This window comes from Klebsiella sp. 10-1 (genome assembly GCF_009758445.1).
Taxonomy (GTDB): domain Bacteria; phylum Pseudomonadota; class Gammaproteobacteria; order Enterobacterales; family Enterobacteriaceae; genus Klebsiella; species Klebsiella scottii.
Window position 1 is genome coordinate 685,492 of record NZ_WQRE01000001.1, and the last position, 17,454, is coordinate 702,945.

Below are 17,454 nucleotides of genomic sequence, written 5' to 3' on the forward strand. Positions count from 1 at the left end.
AGAGGGGTTATGAAAATAAAAATGAGTGCTGACAGCACAATTATTATCATCATTATTTTCATAAGAACGCCTGGTATGGTTTATAGGGATCTATATTCTGCTGCGTTGTGCCGGGTATGTATACTGTAAAAATAGTTTTCTCTCTTCCGTTTGCTATCCATTTAGCATCTTGTCCGAATGATGGGCTAATGTTAAATAAAAATAAATCACTATTTATATAGTTGTTAGCAGCTGCGGATGTAAAATATTTACCGGCAGGCCGGGATCGCGGCCTTAATATCCTGCTGATATCCGCAGATGCTTCGCGGATATCCGGTTTATTATGCCCACGGATCTTTTCTTATTTTCCGCCGACTCGACCGGCGTCTGTTCATATTGCGTCGGGGGAGCGGCCTTTCTCTTACCTCTATATTGGCCGTTTGCTCCCTTTGCGCGCCAGGTTTTGCGCTATATCGCCGCGGTTGCGCTATCGAACCGCTGAGCGGCGCGTCAATGTTCGCCGGATGGCATCCCGGCAGGCGGCGCATTTCGACAGATTTAAACATTATCGCAACATTGTAAATGATGTTAATTAACCGGGAATTATTGACCTCGCGCATGACTTTGCGCAAAAAACGACCATATTATAATTATGGTAATGGACGACAGAGGAGGAACCATGATGACCGTTGACAGACTGTACCGTAACCTTTTGAATAAGCTGATTAATGCCAACATTGATCTCGATGCTTATCTGCAGCTACGCAAAGCTAAAGGCTATATGTCAGTCAGCGAGAACGAGCATCTGCGTGATAACCTGTTTGAGCTTTGTTGTGAAATGCGTGAACACGCGCCGCGATTGCAGCACGCTGTTACGCCGGAGGAAAGGGAAGCTCTTCGCCTTGCGGGTGAATTCGTTGCTTCCGCAGCGGTTTGCCTGATGAGCGGGCATCACGATTGTCCGTCTTATATTGCGGTTAACGTAGAGACGCTAGAACGCTGCCTGGCAGGATTGTCGCTAAACATTCATAAACTGAATGCATCAGCGCCAATAACCCGCGTCTGAATTCAGGGGGGCATGCCCCCCCTGCTTAATGTTATGTAAAGCTCCCCCTGCCGATCCCCTTCGCTGGCTACCCTTATTTCATTGCTGATAAAAGGAGTGTGCCATGCGCCAGACCGTCGCCCTGATAGCCCTTACCGCTCTGCTGTTACCTGCCGCCGCCGTCGCCCAGAAGGTGCACGTTGAGGTTTTGCAAAATAAGCTCGAACATCCGTGGGCGCTGGCGTTTCTCCCCGACCGGCAGGGGATACTTATCACCCTACGCGGCGGCGAGCTGAAGCTCTGGCGCCAGGGGGAGGGGCTGTCGCCGGCTATTTCCGGCGTACCTCAGGTGTGGGCCAGCGGGCAGGGCGGGTTGCTGGACGTGGCGCTGGCGCCGGACTTTATCCACTCCCGGAAGGTGTGGCTGAGCTACGCGGAAGCCGGTGACGATGGCAAAGCGGGAACCGCGGCAGGATACGGCCGCCTGAGTGAGGATCGTCGGCGGCTGGAGAATTTTCGGGTGGTCTTTCGCCAGCAGCCGAAGCTCTCCACCGGCAACCACTTTGGCGGGCGTCTGGCGTTTGACGGTAAGGGGCACCTGTTTATCGGCTTAGGGGAGAATAACCAGCGGGCGACGGCCCAGGATCTGGACAAGCTGCAGGGCAAGGTGGTGCGTTTGACCGAGGCGGGAGAGGTTCCGGCGGATAATCCGTTTGTCGGCCGCGCCGACGCAAGGCCGGAAATTTGGGCCTACGGGATCCGTAACCCGCAGGGAATGGCGATCAATCCGTGGAGCGATACCCTGTGGCTCAATGAACACGGCCCGCGCGGCGGGGATGAGATTAACATCCCGCAGAGAGGTAAGAACTACGGCTGGCCGCTGGCGACGCACGGCATAAATTACAGCGGTCTGCCTATCCCGGAAGCTCAGGGAACGGCGGTGGACGGAACCGAAGCGCCGCTGTTTGTCTGGAAAACGTCGCCCGCGGTGAGCGGCATGGCCTTCTACGATTCCGCAACCTTCCCCCAGTGGCGGCACAAGCTGTTTATCGGCGCGCTGAAGGACCAGTCGCTGATTGTCCTCGACGTAAAGGGCAATAGCGTCAGCGAAGAGGCGCGAATTCTGCGCGATCGCGGCCAGCGTATCCGCGATGTTCGCGTCGGACCCGATGGCTATCTGTACGTCCTGACCGACGAATCCAACGGCGAACTGCTGAAGGTCAGCCCGCAGAGTTAGCCTCAGGTGACCGGGATCGCCACGACGCTGCGCCAGGCCGGGCGTTCGTTAATCTGCTGATACCAGCGCTGCAGGTTCGGGCGCGGTTGCCAGGTCGTTACGATGGTCATCAGGTTGTAGACGAACGGCGCAACGGCAATATCGCCGAGGCCAAACGACTCGCCGGACAGCCACGGGAATACCGCCAGCTCGGCGTCGAGGATGGCGAAGAGCGCTTCACAGGCGGCGATACCGGCGGCAATTGTCGCAGGGTCGCGTTTTTCCTCCGGCGTTCTCACCAGCCCCATCAATACCGGGCGGTGGGCGGGCGAGAGCGAGCCGTTGGCCCAGTCCATCCATTTGTCGCCCTGCGCCCGCTGGACCGGATCGTCAACCCACAGGCGGTTTTGCCCGTACTGCGCCGCCAGATAGCGAATAATGGCGTTCGACTCCCACAGCACGAGGTCATCGTCCTTCAGCAGCGGCACCAGACCGTTCGGGTTCATCGCCAGATACTCCGCGTCGTGATTCACACCAAACTCCAGCCCCGCCATAATCTGCTGATAGGGAAGGTCCAGCTCTTCCAGCACCCAGCGTACTTTTTTCACGTTAGTCGAATTGTTTCTACCCCATAGCGTAATCATATCGGTTCCCGTCAGTTATTGAGCCGTCGTTGCAGCAAGGTGAGTCATCATGTTGGAATAAAGTTAATATATAGGCAATCGCGATCAAAAAAATTGCTCTGTTTTCAGCAAGACGCGAGGTTATTGAGTAAACTTTAAAAACTTTACCAACTCGCTGTTTCTTTAAGGTCATTTGTACGCTTTACTCACCGGCTGCTGCTGCGCCGATAGAGTGCTGCGGCATATTTTGTTTGGAAAGGATACTTGGGTGGCTCTTATGACGCATGATGCTTTTTCCCTTCGCGGCCTCGCGGCAGGCTGCGCTCTTCTCGTTCTCGTTGCGCCTGCGGTTCAGGCTGCAGAACAACTCCCCGATGCCCCATCGATTGATGCGCGAGCCTGGGTCCTGATGGACTACGCCAGCGGCAAGGTGCTCAGCGAAGGCAATGCCGATGAAAAACTCGATCCGGCAAGTCTGACCAAAATTATGACCAGCTATGTCGTTGGGCAGGCGCTGAAAGCGGGCAAGATTAAATCTACCGATATGGTGACCGTGGGTCGCGATGCCTGGGCAACCGGCAACCCGGCGCTGCGCGGCTCATCGGTGATGTTCCTCAAACCGGGTATGCAGGTGTCGGTTGAGGATCTCAATAAGGGCGTCATCATTCAGTCCGGCAACGATGCCAGCATTGCGATTGCCGACTATGTCGCAGGAAGCCAGGATGCGTTTGTTAGCCTGATGAACGGCTATGCGCAGAAAATGGGCCTGGCGAATACCACCTTTATGACCGTGCACGGCCTTGATGCGCCGGGTCAGTTCAGTACCGCCCGCGATATGGCGCTGCTGACCAAAGCGATGATCCACGACGTCCCTGAAGAGTACGCTATCCATAAAGAAAAAGAGTTTACCTTCAATAAGATCCGTCAGCCTAACCGTAACCGCCTGCTGTGGAGCTCCAACCTCAACGCCGATGGCGTGAAAACGGGGACCACAACCGGAGCGGGCTATAACCTGGTCTCCTCGGCAACGCAGGGCGACATGCGCCTGATTGCCGTAGTGCTGGGCACCAAAACCGACCGTATTCGCTTTAACGAGTCAGAAAAGCTGCTGACCTGGGGCTTCCGCTTCTATGAAACCGTGACGCCCATTAAGCCGGACGCCACCTTTATCACCCAGCGCGTGTGGTTTGGCGATAGCAGCGAAGCGAAGCTAGGCGCAGGTGAAGCCGGCTCGATTACCATTCCGCGCGGTCAGATGAAGAACCTGAAAGCCAGCTACGCCCTGAAGGATACGCAGCTGACGGCACCGCTGACCAAAGGGCAGGTGGTGGGGACCATCGACTTTAAACTCAATGATAAAACCATTGAGCAGCGTCCGCTTATCGTGATGGAAGCGGTAAACGAAGGCGGCTTCTTTAGCCGAATGATGGACTTCGTGCTGATGAAACTGCACGGCTGGTTCGGCGGCTGGTTCTCATAATCTGCCGGTCGCGCCCTGCGGGGCGCGATCAGTACAGCAGTGAAATCTGTTTTTCCTTCGCCAGCGCCAGCAGATCGTCATCCGGACAGACGTCGCTGGCAATCACGTCAAAACGCGATAAATCGCCCATTCTCGCCGGCCTGACCTTACCGAATTTACTGTGATCCACCACCAGCACGTGGTAGCGCGCGCTGCTCATCGCCCAGTGCTTAACCGGCAGTTCCTCAAGGTTGTAGCAGGTCGCCCCCTGCTCGCAGTCAATTCCCGCCGCCGAGTAGAAGGCGATGTCCGGGCACAGATGGCTCAGGGTATCCTGCAGGCTCAGCGGTTTAAAAATCGCGTTGCTGGCGTGAAACTCGCCGCCGCAGAGGATGGCCCGACAGTGGGGCTTTTCCTGCAGCGCAAGAAAGGTATTCAGCGAATAGCAGACGCCGGTAAACGGCAGGGCGTTATCAATCGCGTCGATGATCCACGGCGTGGTGGTCCCGCAGTCAAAAAAGGCCATCTGGTGGGCTTCAAGCAGGCCGGCAGCGTGGCGGGCGGCGCGGCGTTTTTCATCCACGAGGCGAGTTTTCTGGTCGCTAAGCAGGTAGTGCGTGGCGCTGCGCGGCTCCAGGACGATGTAGCCGCCCAGCAGGACAACGGGTCCATTATGGCCGTTCAGGTCGCGACGGATGGTCATTTCAGAAACGCCCAGCAGCGCTGCGGCTTCTTTAAGATGAAGCTTATCGCTGCGCTTGAGGGCCTGAATAAGCTGGCTGATGCGTTCATCACGACGTGTTTCCATAATCCCTCTAAGCTGAAATCGCCCTGCATTGGCAGGGCGTCAGTGGGCAATTTTACCTGCCTGAAGGGGGTTAGTCACGCGTCTGAAGTGCGCGCCGGGTGAGGGGCCAGGCGGCGCGGGCTATTCGCGTACCCAGCCTTTGCGGATCGGCAGGGAGAAACAGAGGCGGTACAGCCGCTGCAGGTATTGATAGAGCGGACGACCGCCGCTGTGCCACAGCAGCTGCGCGGCCAGGCAGCCGCACATGGCGGTCAGCAGGCCGCCGAGCATGTCCAGCGGCCAGTGAACGCCGAGATAGACCCGAGACCAGGCGATAGCCATCGCTGCGGCCATCAGCGCGATCCCGGCGCCCAGGCGATGCCAGAATAAGAAGGCCAGCGCGAAGGTAAAGCTGATGGTGCCGTGGTTGCTTGGGAACGAGTTATTCGGCGAGTGGTGCAGGAACTGATAGCCAACGTCGGCGGCGAAGGGGCGCTGATGCGGGAAGAGAAGGCCGAAGATCCACGACAGCGTCAGGCTTATTGCCAGGGCCAGCAGCACCTTAAATACCAGCTGGCGCTGGTTCGGTCGCCACAGCCACAGCGCGGCCGTCAGTAAAGGAACAATCAAAATCAAATCTTTGGCGAGCAGGGTGGCCAGCGCAATAGCCCACGACGGTGAGGCGGGGGTGGCGTTGATCGATGCGAACAGCGCGTAGTTGATATTTTCCAGCATACTTTCAGGCTCTTAGGGTCCGATAACAATAAGCCGCCCACCTTAAGAGACGGTGGCGATGAAATAAAGAAGTATTGTCTTAATTATCAGCTTGTTATGATGCATTTTCGGCTGGCGTATTCGTTTGCGCGCCGGCTGGAATGAGTATAAGGCCTGTAACCTAATTGAAATATAAACGAAATATAGACAGGGATAATAAAAATGGCGCCGGGCGGGGGAAACGTTGTGCTATTTTTAATTGTCACTCACAATTCACTATCTCCCCGGCAAGACTTTCATTAAACTTTGCGCGATTTTTTCTAAATAAGAGCTTTCATGCAGAATTATTCGCTTTCAGGCAAACGCCTCGGACGGCAGGCGCTGCTTTTTCCGCTGTGCCTGGTTTTATACGAATTCTCCACTTATATCGCCAACGATATGATCCAACCAGGCATGCTCTCGGTGGTCGCCGAGTTTCAGGTCGGTAATGAGTGGGTTCCGACTTCCATGACCGCCTACCTTGCGGGCGGGATGTTTTTACAGTGGCTGCTTGGCCCGCTGTCGGACCGTATTGGTCGCCGCCCGGTGATGCTGACCGGGGTGGTGTGGTTTATCGTCACCTGCCTGGCGACGCTGCTGGCCCAATCCATCGAACAGTTCACGCTGCTGCGTTTTTTGCAGGGCATCAGCCTGTGCTTTATCGGGGCGGTTGGCTACGCGGCGATTCAGGAGTCATTCGATGAGGCGATGTGTATCAAAATCACCGCCCTGATGGCTAACGTCGCGCTGATTGCGCCGCTGCTCGGGCCGCTGGTCGGCGCGGCCTGGGTCCACATCCTGCCGTGGGAAATGATGTTCGTGCTGTTTGCCGTGCTGGCGGCCGTCGCCTTCTTCGGGCTGCAGCGGGCGATGCCGGAGACCGCCACCCGCATGGGCGAGAAGCTGTCGATGAAAGAGCTGGGCCGTGATTATGGCCTGGTGCTGAAAAATCTGCGCTTTGTCGCCGGGGCGCTGGCTACCGGTTTTGTTAGCCTGCCGCTGCTGGCGTGGATTGCCCAGTCGCCGGTCATTATTATCAGCGGTGAGCAGGCGACCAGCTATGAGTACGGTCTGCTGCAGGTGCCGGTGTTTGGCGCGCTGATTGCCGGTAATCTGGTGCTGGCGCGGCTGACCTCCCGACGCACGGTACGCTCGCTGATTATCCTCGGCGGCTGGCCGATTATGCTTGGTCTGCTGCTCTCCGCGGTGGCGACGGTGGTATCGACCCACGCCTATCTGTGGATGACCGCCGGCCTGAGCGTCTATGCCTTCGGAATTGGCCTGGCTAACGCCGGCCTGGTTCGCCTGACGCTGTTTGCCAGCGACATGAGCAAAGGGACGGTGTCGGCGGCGATGGGGATGCTGCAAATGCTGATCTTCACCGTCGGGATTGAAGTCAGCAAACACGCTTATGAGCTGGGGGGCAGCGGGATGTTCAGCCTGTTTAACCTGCTAAGCGGCGTGCTGTGGCTGGCGATGATTATCTATTTTCTGCACGATAAAAGCGTCGGTAGCGGCAACGATCCGCAGTAAATCATGCTGGTAATCCCGGGCGCGGCGCGGCGCCTCACCCGGGAAAGCGTCAGGCGAACGGCGCTTCGCGATTCAGCACCTTATCGATAATATGCAGCACCCCTTCCTCATTGTTATGCGGCGCGTTGTAACCGGCGACGGCTTTTACCGGCGCGGCGGCGTTGGCCATGGCATAACCGAATCCGGCGTGTTGCAGCATTTCAATATCATTCCCGCTGTCGCCAAAAGCGACGACCTGATGATTTTCAATCCCCCAGCGTTCCTGCAGGATGCGCAGGCCGTTGGCCTTGTGCACGCCAGGCATAATCAGGTCGATGCTGCCGTAGCCGGTGGCGACGGCGTTGACCATCCCGCCTAGCGCCGCATGCAGCTTTGGCTGCATCTCGGGGATCAGATTATCGGGCACGTTAAGGCCAAATTTCAGGATCGCATCGTCGAGGTTATTGAAGTCATCCACCAGTTCAAGGCGATGATAATACTTCGCCGCGACCGCTTTTAGCTCATCGTTGTATCGATTGAGCGTATAGGCGCTGCGCTTGCCGCAGGCGATAATTTCAATTTCCGGCAGCGTCTGCAGAAAGTCGATGACCGCGTGAAAGTGATCTTTCGGCATCTGGCAGTTAAATACGTCATCTCCGGCGTTGACCACCCAGCCGCCGTTTTCGGCGACGAAGGCAATCTCATTGGCCACTTCGGGGAAAAACGAAATCAGCTGGTAGTACTGGTTGCCGCTGGCGACGACAAAGCGGATATCCTGCTCGCGCATCCGCCGATACTGGCTGAGAAAACGCTGGCGATTATAGGTTTTGGCATCGCTTAAAAAGGTACCGTCCATATCTACCGCAATTAGTTTGATGCTCATTAACTGTTCTCCATTACAGGTTCAGGCTGCGGCCTGGCCACCGCCCTAGCGACCAGGGCCGCCACCATGACCAGCCCCAGCACCACCATCATGGCGCTGCGCAGGCCGAAATGTTCGCCGAGGAAGCCCAGCAGCGGCGGCCCGACGAGGAAGGCGAGGTAGCCGGTTATCGCCACCACGCTGACGCGCTTCGGCGCATCCGGCCCGGTGTCGCTGGCGGCCGAAATGGTCAGCGGGAAACCGAGCGACGCGCCGAGCCCCCAGAGCAGCACGGAGATCCCGGCGACCCACGGATTATCAACAAAAATAATCAGACCAATGCCCAGCGCGCCCATTACCGCGCTGGCGCGAACCACCGTCACCCGGCTGTAGCGGTCAATGAACCAGCCGCCGGTAAAGCGGCCAACGGTCATCCCGAGGGTGAATCCGGCGTAAATTAAGGAGCCTGAGGTTGGGCTAAAGCCGTGACCATCCACCATCAGCAGCGGCAGCCAGTCGTTGGCGGAGCCTTCGGCGAACGCCATTGCCAGCACCACGACGCCAATCAGCAGCAGCTGAACGTCGCGCCAGACCGGCAGGCCTTTTTCCCCCTGCTGAGCGGCCTCGGCAGCATTTTTCCCGGTGCCATCAGGGATGGCGCGAATGGCTATCGCAATTGGCGCGATCGCCACCAGCGCGGCCAGCAGAATGTGCGGCGCGGCGGGCAGGCCAAAGCCGGTGACCGCCATACCTATACCGGCGCCGATCAGGGTGCCGAAGCTGTAGAAGCCGTGCATCATCGGCAGCACGGTTTTATTCATTTCGCGTTCGACGGCGGCGCCTTCAACGTTAATCGCCACTTCTGCCGAACCGAAGCTGGCGCCGAAAATCGCCAGCCCGATGGCAAACAGGGTCGCCGAAGTGAACCACAGCGCCACGCTCAGCACCGCCATGCCCACCACCGCGCAGGACATGGTGGTACGAATAACCTTGCGGGTGCCGAAACGTTTAACCAGCCACGCCGAGCAGAGAATGCCGCTCATCGAGCCAATCGACAGGCCAAACAGAACGATGCCCATTTCCGCCGTCGATAGCGCCAGCAGATCGCGGATTGCCGGCGTGCGCGTGGCCCACGAGGCCATTAGTAATCCGGGGATAAAGAAGAACATAAATAGCGCCCATAGCCGAAGCTGGAGGGCTCTGCGGGAGTTTTGCGCTGTCATCCGTAAACGCCAGTGAATGAGAAGATGCAGACAACACTAGCAAGTTTGTGTACATTTGTACATACACCGGATAGCCTTCAGGTTAGCGAATTGTTGGCTATCGTTATTCCCATCATGACCTGTGAATGGGGCGCAATGAAAAGAGATGAATATGGCCCGTCGACCGAACGATCCCCAGCGTCGGGAGCGCATTTTGAACGCGACCCTGGACACGATTGCCGCCCACGGTATTCATGCGGTCACGCATCGTAAGATTGCCTGCTGCGCCGAAGTCCCGCTGGGTTCGCTGACCTACTATTTCAGCGGTATAGATGCGCTGATTGAGGAGGCGTTTTGCATTTTTACCGCCGAGATGTCCGCTCAGTATCAGCAGTTTTTCGCCGGAGTGAGCAATCGCGATGAGGCCTGTGACGCCATCGCCGATCTGATTTTTAGCGCCCAGGTGACCACCGCGCGGAACATGGAGCTGATGTATCAGCTGTATGCCTTCTGCAGCAGCCAGCCGGCGCTAAAGGCGGTGATGCAAAGCTGGATGCAGCGCAGCCAGCAGACGCTGGAGCAGTGGTTTGAACCGCAAACCGCCCGCGGGCTGGATGCGTTTATTGAAGGCATGACACTGCATTTCGTTACCGACAGCGCGCCGCTCTCAAAAGAGGCCATTCGCCTGATGGTCGGCCGCCTGGCCGGGGAAGCGTAGCGCCGCCGAAGGTCTGTCTTTAGATAAGACAGCTTCTGCCCCGTTAGCGCAAAACTATGGGTAATAAACGTCATGATGCAAACCGCCGTCGGCGCTGTAAACGGACGATTGAGGGCGGAGTGATTCAGGATGGGGAATTTCAGGCAACAAAAAACCCATTTATATAAATGGGCTATGTAAAACATGGACTTACATAATAATCAATTAGTTACAAAGGTGATAAGGGGTGATAAATGTTAGGGAGTGGCAACCGCTGCCGCCATTTTGTCGCCATTCTTCATCGTGGCAAGTGGGTTAAACCTTAGTGCGGTTTCAAGGTGATCTGGGGCGAGGTGAGCATAACGCATTGTCATTTTAATATCGTGGTGTCCCAGTATTTTTTGCAGAGCGAGTATGTTTCCCCCGGACATCATAAAGTGAGCTGCAAAGGTGTGGCGAAGAACATGCGTTAGCTGGCCACGCGGCAAGATGATAGAAGTTTTATCCATCACTGATGCAAATTGAAAATAGTAGTCATCAAAAAATTTGAACCCCTTCAGCGCGGTGATTTCTTCATATAGCTCCTTGCTGATAGGGATGCTTCTGTTTTTCTTTCCCTTCGTTCTGGTGAACGTGATGCGGTACTTCGTTACCTGCGACCTTGTCAGATTGACTGCCTCTCTCCATCTTGCCCCAGTACTGAGGCAAATCTTCACAACCAGCGTCAACAGCTTATTTTGGCGCTGGCAGTCATACAGAAGTTCTGCAATCTGATCATGTGTCAACCAGGCCATTTCCTTTTCAGCAATAGTAAACTTACGCATGTTTTCAAGAGGGTTTGGCTGAAGCCATTCGCCCAAGCGAATCAGTTCACTAAAGGCACCGCTTAAATAACTTTGTTCAAGATTTACCGTGACAGGGCTAGCGCCATTCTTCCATTTCTCACTGAAATATATCTCTCCCGTTAGGCGTTTATCGCGGTAGTGAGCAAACATTTTTGGGGTGAGCGATGTAGCCAGAGGATTTCCTAGTGCGTCCACGATCAGCAGTAGCTTTTCGTATACGTGTTCGCCAGCAGAAAGCGAAATGCCGTGCAGTTTATACCAGAGGTTAACAATATCTTTTAAAGAGCGCCGATCAGCGACATCGCCCAGCCACGGTTTGGCCGCGGCCTCATCCATCGTGTGGCGCTCAAAGGCCATTGCCTCACCTTTTGTTGCAAATTGCTTTCGAACCCTGCGCCCGGAACGTCCGGCAGGGTAGCATTCACAGAGCCATTTGCCCGTTTCAAGTTTCCGAATAGCCATTCAATACCCCTTATTACTTGCTATGGGGGGTATAATTCACTGTTTATTTATACAGTGTCAATGTTTGATGTTCGCACCATCAAACATTCGACATTAGGTAATAGTGGCATTTAGCTAATGGTTTAAGGTCATTGATCCCACATTCAAAAGATTGGCCGCCAGATATTGGGGCTACAAGCACCCTGCCAACAGGAATACGGGTCAGCTCTTTTATGCTTGTTTTTCCCTCAATTTCAACAACCCATGTTCCATCCGATAGTTCGTCAGTTTTCATGTCTGCGACGTACGGGATTTCGTCATCAAGGATGATTACAGGCTTGCTGAGGTGAGAGGGAAGCATTGCCTTATCGAGCATATAAAAATTGGATTCGTACAGATTCCCATCAATGATTTTCTTACGAGGAACCGCGACCACATCACCCATGGCGTTGTCGTTGGCCGTCTTTATATACTCATTTGGAGAGTTTTCCGCTACGTTATGGAAGGCTTCGCCCTTCCCAAAGGAGAGCCATTCAAGCGAAGCGCCTGTTTCCATCGCGCACTGAATAACCCAGTCTGCGGGAAAAATATCCCTCATCCATCTTGTGCTCATTGTGCTAGTTGATGCGCCAAGCTGTTCGCAAAGCGCCTGTCTTGTCTTGAATCCATAAGCAATTAGTAATCGCTTGATTACTTCCTGTCCGCCTCTATTGAAGTCCATAATTACGCCTTTGGAGTTTTAATTATTGACTAACTCCATTTGAAGCATTAGCCTTCCGTTTGAAGTACGGAAATGGAGTTATTAATACTTGTCACCGCTAGTTACGGTTTAAGACTCAAACGAGGAATCTTGCACTATGACCACTAACATTTCAATCAATCTGCCTGTCCCTTCAATCTCTAAAGAAAAGTACATCGAACTCACCGGGTTATCTGAAGATACTGTGGATGCCATGCTGAAAGATGGCCGCTTACCTCGCCATCGCTTACGCAAAGATAAGGGTCGTGAAAAAGTCATGATCAATATCGCGGCAATGACAATTGACGCCCTTGCGGGTTGCAACATCGTACTTAACTGATTCGATTTTGAAACGCAGGGAGAGTGTTGACTATGTTTGATTACCAAACTTCTAAACATGCGCACTTTGATGCCGCTTGCCGAGCGTTTGCGCTGGCGCATAACCTGGAAGAAGTTGCAGCGGCTGTGGGAATGCGTCCACAAATGCTGCGCAATAAACTGAATCCTGTGCAACCGCACCGCCTGACGTGTGATGAATTGCTGGCAATTACTGACCACACAGAAGATGCCCGCCTGCTGGATGGGCTTCTGAGCCAGATTAATTGCCTGCCGTCAGTTCCAGTGAACAATGCCACGCCGGGGAATATGCAGTTTTGTGCCCTGACCGCCACCGCCAGTGTCGGTGCGATCGCTGGGGAAGCCGTATCAACGGAGTGCATGACCTCCGCCCGCCGAACTCAAATCCTTGATCGCGCCCGCGATGCCATCCGTAGCCTTTCCGTGCTGGCTTATACCGTTGAAAGCCGTATTCAGTCCGCGCCGGTGCTGGCTGCTGCTGTCGATATCGTGACAACTAACGTCACAGGAATGATGTGAGGGAAAACAATGAAAGCCTTTGTTACCTATTTGAAGCACCAGTCACCACCTATGCAGCTAGCCAGCGGTTCAACTGGCTGGATTGAGCTGCCAGATGGTCAGCGCTGGAATCCCAGCCACGTATATAAATTTACGGCGCATCAACCGCGCCGCCGTTGGTGGCATCGCCTGATGGGATTAGTCCGGGGGCAGTATGGCCATTAATCAGGAACGGCAAAAGCTGGGGCTGGCGCAGCTGCGCAACATACGCCGCAAATATTTCAGTAACAGCAGTGAAGCCGCTGATTGGTGGGACAAGTTAACGCCGGAGTGGCGCGGGGTTGTCCTCCATGCTGCGGGCGTATCTTCCGGATCCGGGGAGTTTAAAGCCAGTCTTAGCAAGTGTTGCTGGCGTGAACTTTTCGAACGTCTGGACTATCGCGCCATGATCCACTTGCGCCAGGGCATATCCAGGGCGCGTCTGACTTTTGAGGGATTCGGTTCGTTGCGGGACTCTGATTTTTCAGCCCGTACAGCACATGACAGACCGATTAAAAAAGCGCATCCGATTAATAGCCGCAACGGGGTGCAGATGATTATTGCGCCTCATATCGTTAGCAAAATGCAGCAGGAGAATCACTAATGTCCATTATTTCAGTAGACGCTAAAGAGCTGGGGCGTGAGCTGGCCGCATGGGGCGTACCACACAATTACGCCATTCTCTTTTTGGAAAAATGCACTGTAAAAAATAATCGTGTTGCCCTGCATCCATTTTTCTTTAATGACACTGAACATATGACCAGCAAGCGCCACTGGCTGGCAGTCAATGCAGCTTACTGGTGCTGTGCATATCGTGAGGCGGAAAGCCAGCTACAGCAGGTGGAAGCGCTGGCCAGCATCCGTTCCATGTATTACATCGCTGGATCGTTGGGTGCTGGTGAAATCAAGGCGCTGATCCAGGAGTGGTGGCGCAATACTTATGAACTGCATAAGGTTCCTGCGCCTAGTTATACCGCCGTACCTATTACCTTTTCTTTCCACTAACTAATCGCCTGATTTTTTGGCCATCCCAACGGTGGCCGGGGATTCTTTTGCCTTAAGGAAGCCAAAATGAACATGACACGTAACCATTTGCACGCAATAAATTCCGGTACTGACCTGCTGGCCATGCTGACCAAAGCAACTGCAGAAGGTAAGGCCGTTGCCGCCGATCTGTGTTCCACTCGCCTGGATAAGCTGGCCACCCATGCCGCAAATGAAGGTTTAAGCGCGGCTGAGATTGTCGAACTGATCCGGGAAGAGGCAGCGGCTATTTGCAGTAAAGGTGGTGCAGCATGGCAGTAAAAACACCGTTGAAATGGGTGGGCAGTAAAGCCCGCCTTATGCCGCAGCTGCTTCCGCATTTACCTGAAGGTAAACGCCTGATTGAGCCATTTGCCGGTTCCTGCGCCGTAATGATGAATACGGATTATGACGAGTACCTGATTGGTGACATTAATCCTGATCTGGTCAATCTGTATAAGGCCATGGCCTATCATACCGATGCGTTCCTTGTTGAGCTGGAAACGCTATTTTCTGCCGGTTCGCTGGGTGAAGAAGAAAGCCGGGCTGTTTTCTATTATGCAGTCCGGGATTTGTTCAATCAGTCAGAGAAGGGGGGCGCAAATTGCGTGGAATCGGCCGCGCGTTTCATGTACCTGAACCGTCACGGCTTTAATGGTCTGTGCCGCTATAACCGGCGCGGGCAGTTCAATGTACCGTTTGGTAAGTACAAGAAACCTTATTTTCCGTTAGACGAAATTCATGCATTTAAGGAAAAGGCAAAGCGGGCAACGTTTATCACCGCTCACTATTCGGAAACGCTTGAATTAGTCCGGGATGGTTATGACGTTATTTATTGTGATCCGCCATACCTGACGGAAAGCGATAATTTTACCGCTTACCATGGAAGCGATTTTACGCATATGGATCAGGGAAGGCTGGCGCGGAAGTTGCGCCGCCTGGCACGTAAAGGGATTAGTGTTGTTGCCTCAAACAGTAATCTGGAGATGGTGCATTACCTGTATGCCGGTTTTGAGGCGGTGCAGGTGAATGCGCCCCGTAGCGTTGGGGCATCGGCTGTTAGTCAGAAGATGGCCAGTGAGCTGATCCTGAAATCCCCACTTGATTCAATTGCAAAGGCCATCGCATGACGTTGGCCTTAGACAAACATTGCGCCGCCGATTCAGGGCGGCGTGATGCTAATCAGTCTGAAGATGCACACGCCATCACACACTGGGCGTATTCCTGGAATGCACCCCGTAAGGCCATTTCAAGCCCGATACCCACATACGAAGAACTACAGCGCCGAGATCGAGAGAATGCGGCGCTGGCTTGCGCCCAGGATTTGCTACAAAAGCAATCTGTGATTGTTCGTATGTCGGTAAATGCGACAGCCAGCAAGTTGGAAAAAGAACAGGGTATAAAGCGCGCAAATGCTTACCTGGCTAAAACCTTCCTTGAACGCATTCTGCCGCGTATCAATATTGTTTCAGAGCGTTATCACATCGGCAAAATGACCGCCGATACTGTGCGCCTTATGTACCGCTTCAACCACCTGCCTGATATGTCGAAAGAGGATATTGACCTGCTGGCGCAGGATGTTTCGACGTTCATCACAATGGAACTCAGTAGCATAAACGATGAAATGCCGGATGCCGGTGCGCTTAAGTTGCTGCATGCACTTTATGTCCGTGCTGCTGCCATTACTCATGCATTCCGCCAGTCTGCGCCGGATTATGAAAAGTTAATGCGTCGTTGCTTCGAGGAGCCAAAAGCCGCCGCTTCTCTTGCCAAAATGATGTCTGATCAGTGGTGGGCGCTTCGCCTGCGCCGCCATGCGTCAGAGTGGCGCGAGCATTTACATATCGCCCTGAATCACGTCAGCAAAAAGGTCAGCACTTACGCCAGCAAACAGCTTATTCGTGACTGGAAGGAGCAGAAGCGCCGCACGCGGGAATTCCTGAAGTCGATGGAGCTTGAGGATGAATTCGGCAACCGGATTAGCCTGATTGATAAGTACTGGGGGAGCGTGGCCAATCCCGCGATCCGCCGTACAGAAATGATGGTGCGTATTCGTGGATTTGAAAACGTTTGTAATGAGCTGGGGTATGTGGGGGAGTTTTACACCATCACTGCGCCGTCTAAATATCACGCGACTACTATTCATGGCCACCGCAACCGTAAATGGAATGGCAGCAGTCCGGCTGATACCCAGGGATATCTGCGTAAAATCTGGGGACGGATCAGGGCAAAGCTTCACCGGGAAGACTTGCGCGTGTTCGGAATCAGGGTTGCGGAGCCGCATCACGATGGCACGCCACACTGGCACATGTTGCTGTTTATGCGTCCTGAAGAGGTTGAACAGGTGCGCGGCATTCTGCGTGATTATGCGATGGATGAAGACCATGGCGAGCTGATCACCGATAAAGCCAGAAAGGCACGCTTTCATGCTGAAAGTATCGATCCGGAAAAAGGGTCAGCAACCGGTTATGTAGCCAAATACATATCAAAAAACATTGATGGCTATGCGCTGGATGATGAACTGGACGACGAAAGCGGCAAGCCAATGAAAGAAGCCGCCGCCGCAGCTGCTGCATGGGCATCATGCTGGCGTATCCGCCAGTTTCAGTTCGTAGGTGGTGCGCCGGTAACGGTATGGCGCGAATTGCGCAGGATGGCTGATCACGATACCGCGATGGGATTAAGCGTTGAATTTGCTGCGGTACATGATGCTGCTGACAGCGGAGATTGGGCGAAATATATCAATGAGCAGGGCGGACCATTCGTAAGACGGGATGAGCTGATCGCACGCACATGGTATGAAACCAGCCCGGAATTTAACGCATATGGTGAAGAAATTGTGCGGATTAAGGGGGTTTTCTCTCCTGCCGTTGGCATGGATGTGCCCATTTTAACCCGGATTACAAAGTGGAAGATTGTTCCGAAGTTAGCCGCCGATCAGGCGGCAGCTGTTAGCGGCGCGGATGCGCCGCCTAGGAGTTCTGTCAATAACTGTACGGAGGGTGAAGCCCGCAGGCGGTTAAAAAGTGATTTAAACCAGAGGGGGTTTGTCGGTTCCGATGAAGAAATAGCCATACTGATGCGCGGCAGCGGGGTGATGTATGGCCGGGGAGCGCTGATTTTAAAGAATGGACGGTTACAGGAGAAGCAGCATGATTCGAGCAGTCAGCGCTGGCCGGGTTGGTCGTGACGATTTTTTATTTAAGTGACAGATATTGCAGAACATTCTTATGTTTTTGTTTTCAAGTTTCGAAATGTGATTTACTCTATACTGTATCTTTATACAGTTGTTTGTAAGGGGATATTAGTGCAGGATTTATTTGTTGAGACTATTGCGCTTCAGCGGATTGCGTTATTTACAAAGTTGGTTGCTCGGG

The 17,454-nt window shown here is 54.1% G+C and carries 20 protein-coding genes; 13 read left to right on the forward strand and 7 right to left on the reverse strand.

The genetic code is table 11. The annotated features are described in order from the left end of the window. Positions 1-661: 661 nt before the first annotated feature. Both bssR and GO007_RS03205 read left to right on the forward strand, forming a co-directional pair. Entirely contained in the window at positions 662-1,045 is a 384-nt protein-coding gene (gene bssR / locus GO007_RS03200; protein ID WP_095098005.1) for a biofilm formation regulator BssR, read from the forward strand. Between the two features lie 103 nt (positions 1,046-1,148). Further along, the gene (locus tag GO007_RS03205) at positions 1,149-2,261 is read left to right on the forward strand and encodes a PQQ-dependent sugar dehydrogenase (RefSeq protein WP_095095465.1); all 1,113 of its coding nucleotides are present in this window, start codon (positions 1,149-1,151) and stop codon (positions 2,259-2,261) included. 2 nt (positions 2,262-2,263) lie between these two features. Here GO007_RS03205 and GO007_RS03210 read toward each other — a convergent pair whose 3' ends face one another. Beyond that, positions 2,264-2,884: a glutathione S-transferase family protein gene (locus tag GO007_RS03210; RefSeq protein ID WP_095095468.1), complete on the reverse strand. Its 621-nt coding sequence runs from the start codon at positions 2,882-2,884 to the stop codon at positions 2,264-2,266. Between the two features lie 256 nt (positions 2,885-3,140). On the opposite strand from GO007_RS03210, the gene dacC reads away from it, so the two are divergent. Continuing rightward, positions 3,141-4,343 carry a serine-type D-Ala-D-Ala carboxypeptidase gene (dacC, locus tag GO007_RS03215; RefSeq protein ID WP_095095471.1) on the forward strand — a complete coding sequence of 401 codons (1,203 nt, stop codon included), beginning with the start codon at positions 3,141-3,143 and terminating at the stop codon, positions 4,341-4,343. Between the two features lie 28 nt (positions 4,344-4,371). On the opposite strand, the gene deoR is transcribed toward dacC, so the two are convergent. Both deoR and ybjG read right to left on the reverse strand, forming a co-directional pair. Beyond that, positions 4,372-5,130 (reverse strand): DNA-binding transcriptional repressor DeoR, encoded by a 759-nt coding sequence (deoR, locus tag GO007_RS03220; RefSeq protein ID WP_095095474.1) that lies wholly within the window; start codon positions 5,128-5,130, stop codon positions 4,372-4,374. Between the two features lie 120 nt (positions 5,131-5,250). After that, entirely contained in the window at positions 5,251-5,844 is a 594-nt protein-coding gene (gene ybjG / locus GO007_RS03225) for an undecaprenyl-diphosphate phosphatase (protein ID WP_095095477.1), read from the reverse strand. 315 nt (positions 5,845-6,159) lie between these two features. Between ybjG and GO007_RS03230 the strand changes: the two genes are divergently transcribed. After that, positions 6,160-7,395, forward strand: a complete 1,236-nt coding sequence (locus tag GO007_RS03230) for an MFS transporter (protein ID WP_095095480.1) — start codon at positions 6,160-6,162, stop codon at positions 7,393-7,395. A gap of 49 nt (positions 7,396-7,444) precedes the next feature. On the opposite strand, the gene GO007_RS03235 is transcribed toward GO007_RS03230, so the two are convergent. Both GO007_RS03235 and GO007_RS03240 read right to left on the reverse strand, forming a co-directional pair. Next, a complete protein-coding gene (locus GO007_RS03235) occupies positions 7,445-8,257 on the reverse strand; it encodes a Cof-type HAD-IIB family hydrolase (protein WP_095095482.1) in 813 nt (270 codons plus the stop codon). Next, complete coding sequence (locus GO007_RS03240) at positions 8,257-9,459, reverse strand: MFS transporter (protein ID WP_095095484.1); 1,203 nt, start codon at positions 9,457-9,459, stop codon at positions 8,257-8,259. Before GO007_RS03240 ends, GO007_RS03235 begins: the two co-directional genes overlap by 1 nt. Before the next feature lie 151 nt (positions 9,460-9,610). Between GO007_RS03240 and GO007_RS03245 the strand changes: the two genes are divergently transcribed. Beyond that, positions 9,611-10,156, forward strand: coding sequence for a TetR/AcrR family transcriptional regulator (locus GO007_RS03245; protein ID WP_095098008.1), 546 nt, complete (start codon positions 9,611-9,613; stop codon positions 10,154-10,156). 236 nt (positions 10,157-10,392) lie between these two features. Here GO007_RS03245 and GO007_RS29475 read toward each other — a convergent pair whose 3' ends face one another. Together GO007_RS29475 and GO007_RS03255 are read right to left on the reverse strand one after the other, a co-directional pair. Beyond that, positions 10,393-11,442 (reverse strand): phage integrase, encoded by a 1,050-nt coding sequence (locus tag GO007_RS29475; RefSeq protein ID WP_047043598.1) that lies wholly within the window; start codon positions 11,440-11,442, stop codon positions 10,393-10,395. A 79-nt stretch (positions 11,443-11,521) separates the two neighbouring features. Then, complete coding sequence (locus GO007_RS03255) at positions 11,522-12,142, reverse strand: phage repressor protein CI (protein ID WP_047043595.1); 621 nt, start codon at positions 12,140-12,142, stop codon at positions 11,522-11,524. A 136-nt stretch (positions 12,143-12,278) separates the two neighbouring features. Here GO007_RS03255 and GO007_RS03260 point away from each other — a divergent pair, with 136 nt between their 5' ends. The 8 genes from GO007_RS03260 to GO007_RS03290 all read left to right on the forward strand — a co-directional run bounded on the left by GO007_RS03260 (position 12,279) and on the right by GO007_RS03290 (position 17,267). Then, positions 12,279-12,500, forward strand: coding sequence for a hypothetical protein (locus GO007_RS03260; RefSeq protein WP_032411114.1), 222 nt, complete (start codon positions 12,279-12,281; stop codon positions 12,498-12,500). Between the two features lie 32 nt (positions 12,501-12,532). Continuing rightward, on the forward strand, positions 12,533-13,036 hold the full coding sequence (locus GO007_RS03265; protein ID WP_032411115.1) for a phage regulatory CII family protein: 504 nt from the start codon (positions 12,533-12,535) through the stop codon (positions 13,034-13,036). Positions 13,037-13,045: 9 nt separating this feature from the next. Next, complete coding sequence (locus tag GO007_RS28900) at positions 13,046-13,240, forward strand: phage filamentation protein Fil family protein (protein ID WP_095095487.1); 195 nt, start codon at positions 13,046-13,048, stop codon at positions 13,238-13,240. Further along, on the forward strand, positions 13,230-13,658 hold the full coding sequence (locus tag GO007_RS03270) for a hypothetical protein (RefSeq protein ID WP_095095490.1): 429 nt from the start codon (positions 13,230-13,232) through the stop codon (positions 13,656-13,658). Before GO007_RS28900 ends, GO007_RS03270 begins: the two co-directional genes overlap by 11 nt. After that, a complete protein-coding gene (locus GO007_RS03275; RefSeq protein WP_032411119.1) occupies positions 13,658-14,059 on the forward strand; it encodes a hypothetical protein in 402 nt (133 codons plus the stop codon). The genes GO007_RS03270 and GO007_RS03275 overlap by 1 nt, the downstream gene beginning before the upstream one ends. A gap of 66 nt (positions 14,060-14,125) precedes the next feature. Next, positions 14,126-14,359, forward strand: coding sequence for a DUF2732 family protein (locus GO007_RS03280; RefSeq protein WP_032411120.1), 234 nt, complete (start codon positions 14,126-14,128; stop codon positions 14,357-14,359). Then, positions 14,350-15,207, forward strand: coding sequence for a DNA adenine methylase (locus GO007_RS03285; protein ID WP_095095493.1), 858 nt, complete (start codon positions 14,350-14,352; stop codon positions 15,205-15,207). Before GO007_RS03280 ends, GO007_RS03285 begins: the two co-directional genes overlap by 10 nt. Next, positions 15,204-17,267 carry a replication endonuclease gene (locus tag GO007_RS03290; RefSeq protein WP_095095496.1) on the forward strand — a complete coding sequence of 688 codons (2,064 nt, stop codon included), beginning with the start codon at positions 15,204-15,206 and terminating at the stop codon, positions 17,265-17,267. The genes GO007_RS03285 and GO007_RS03290 overlap by 4 nt, the downstream gene beginning before the upstream one ends. Positions 17,268-17,454 lie beyond the last annotated feature (187 nt).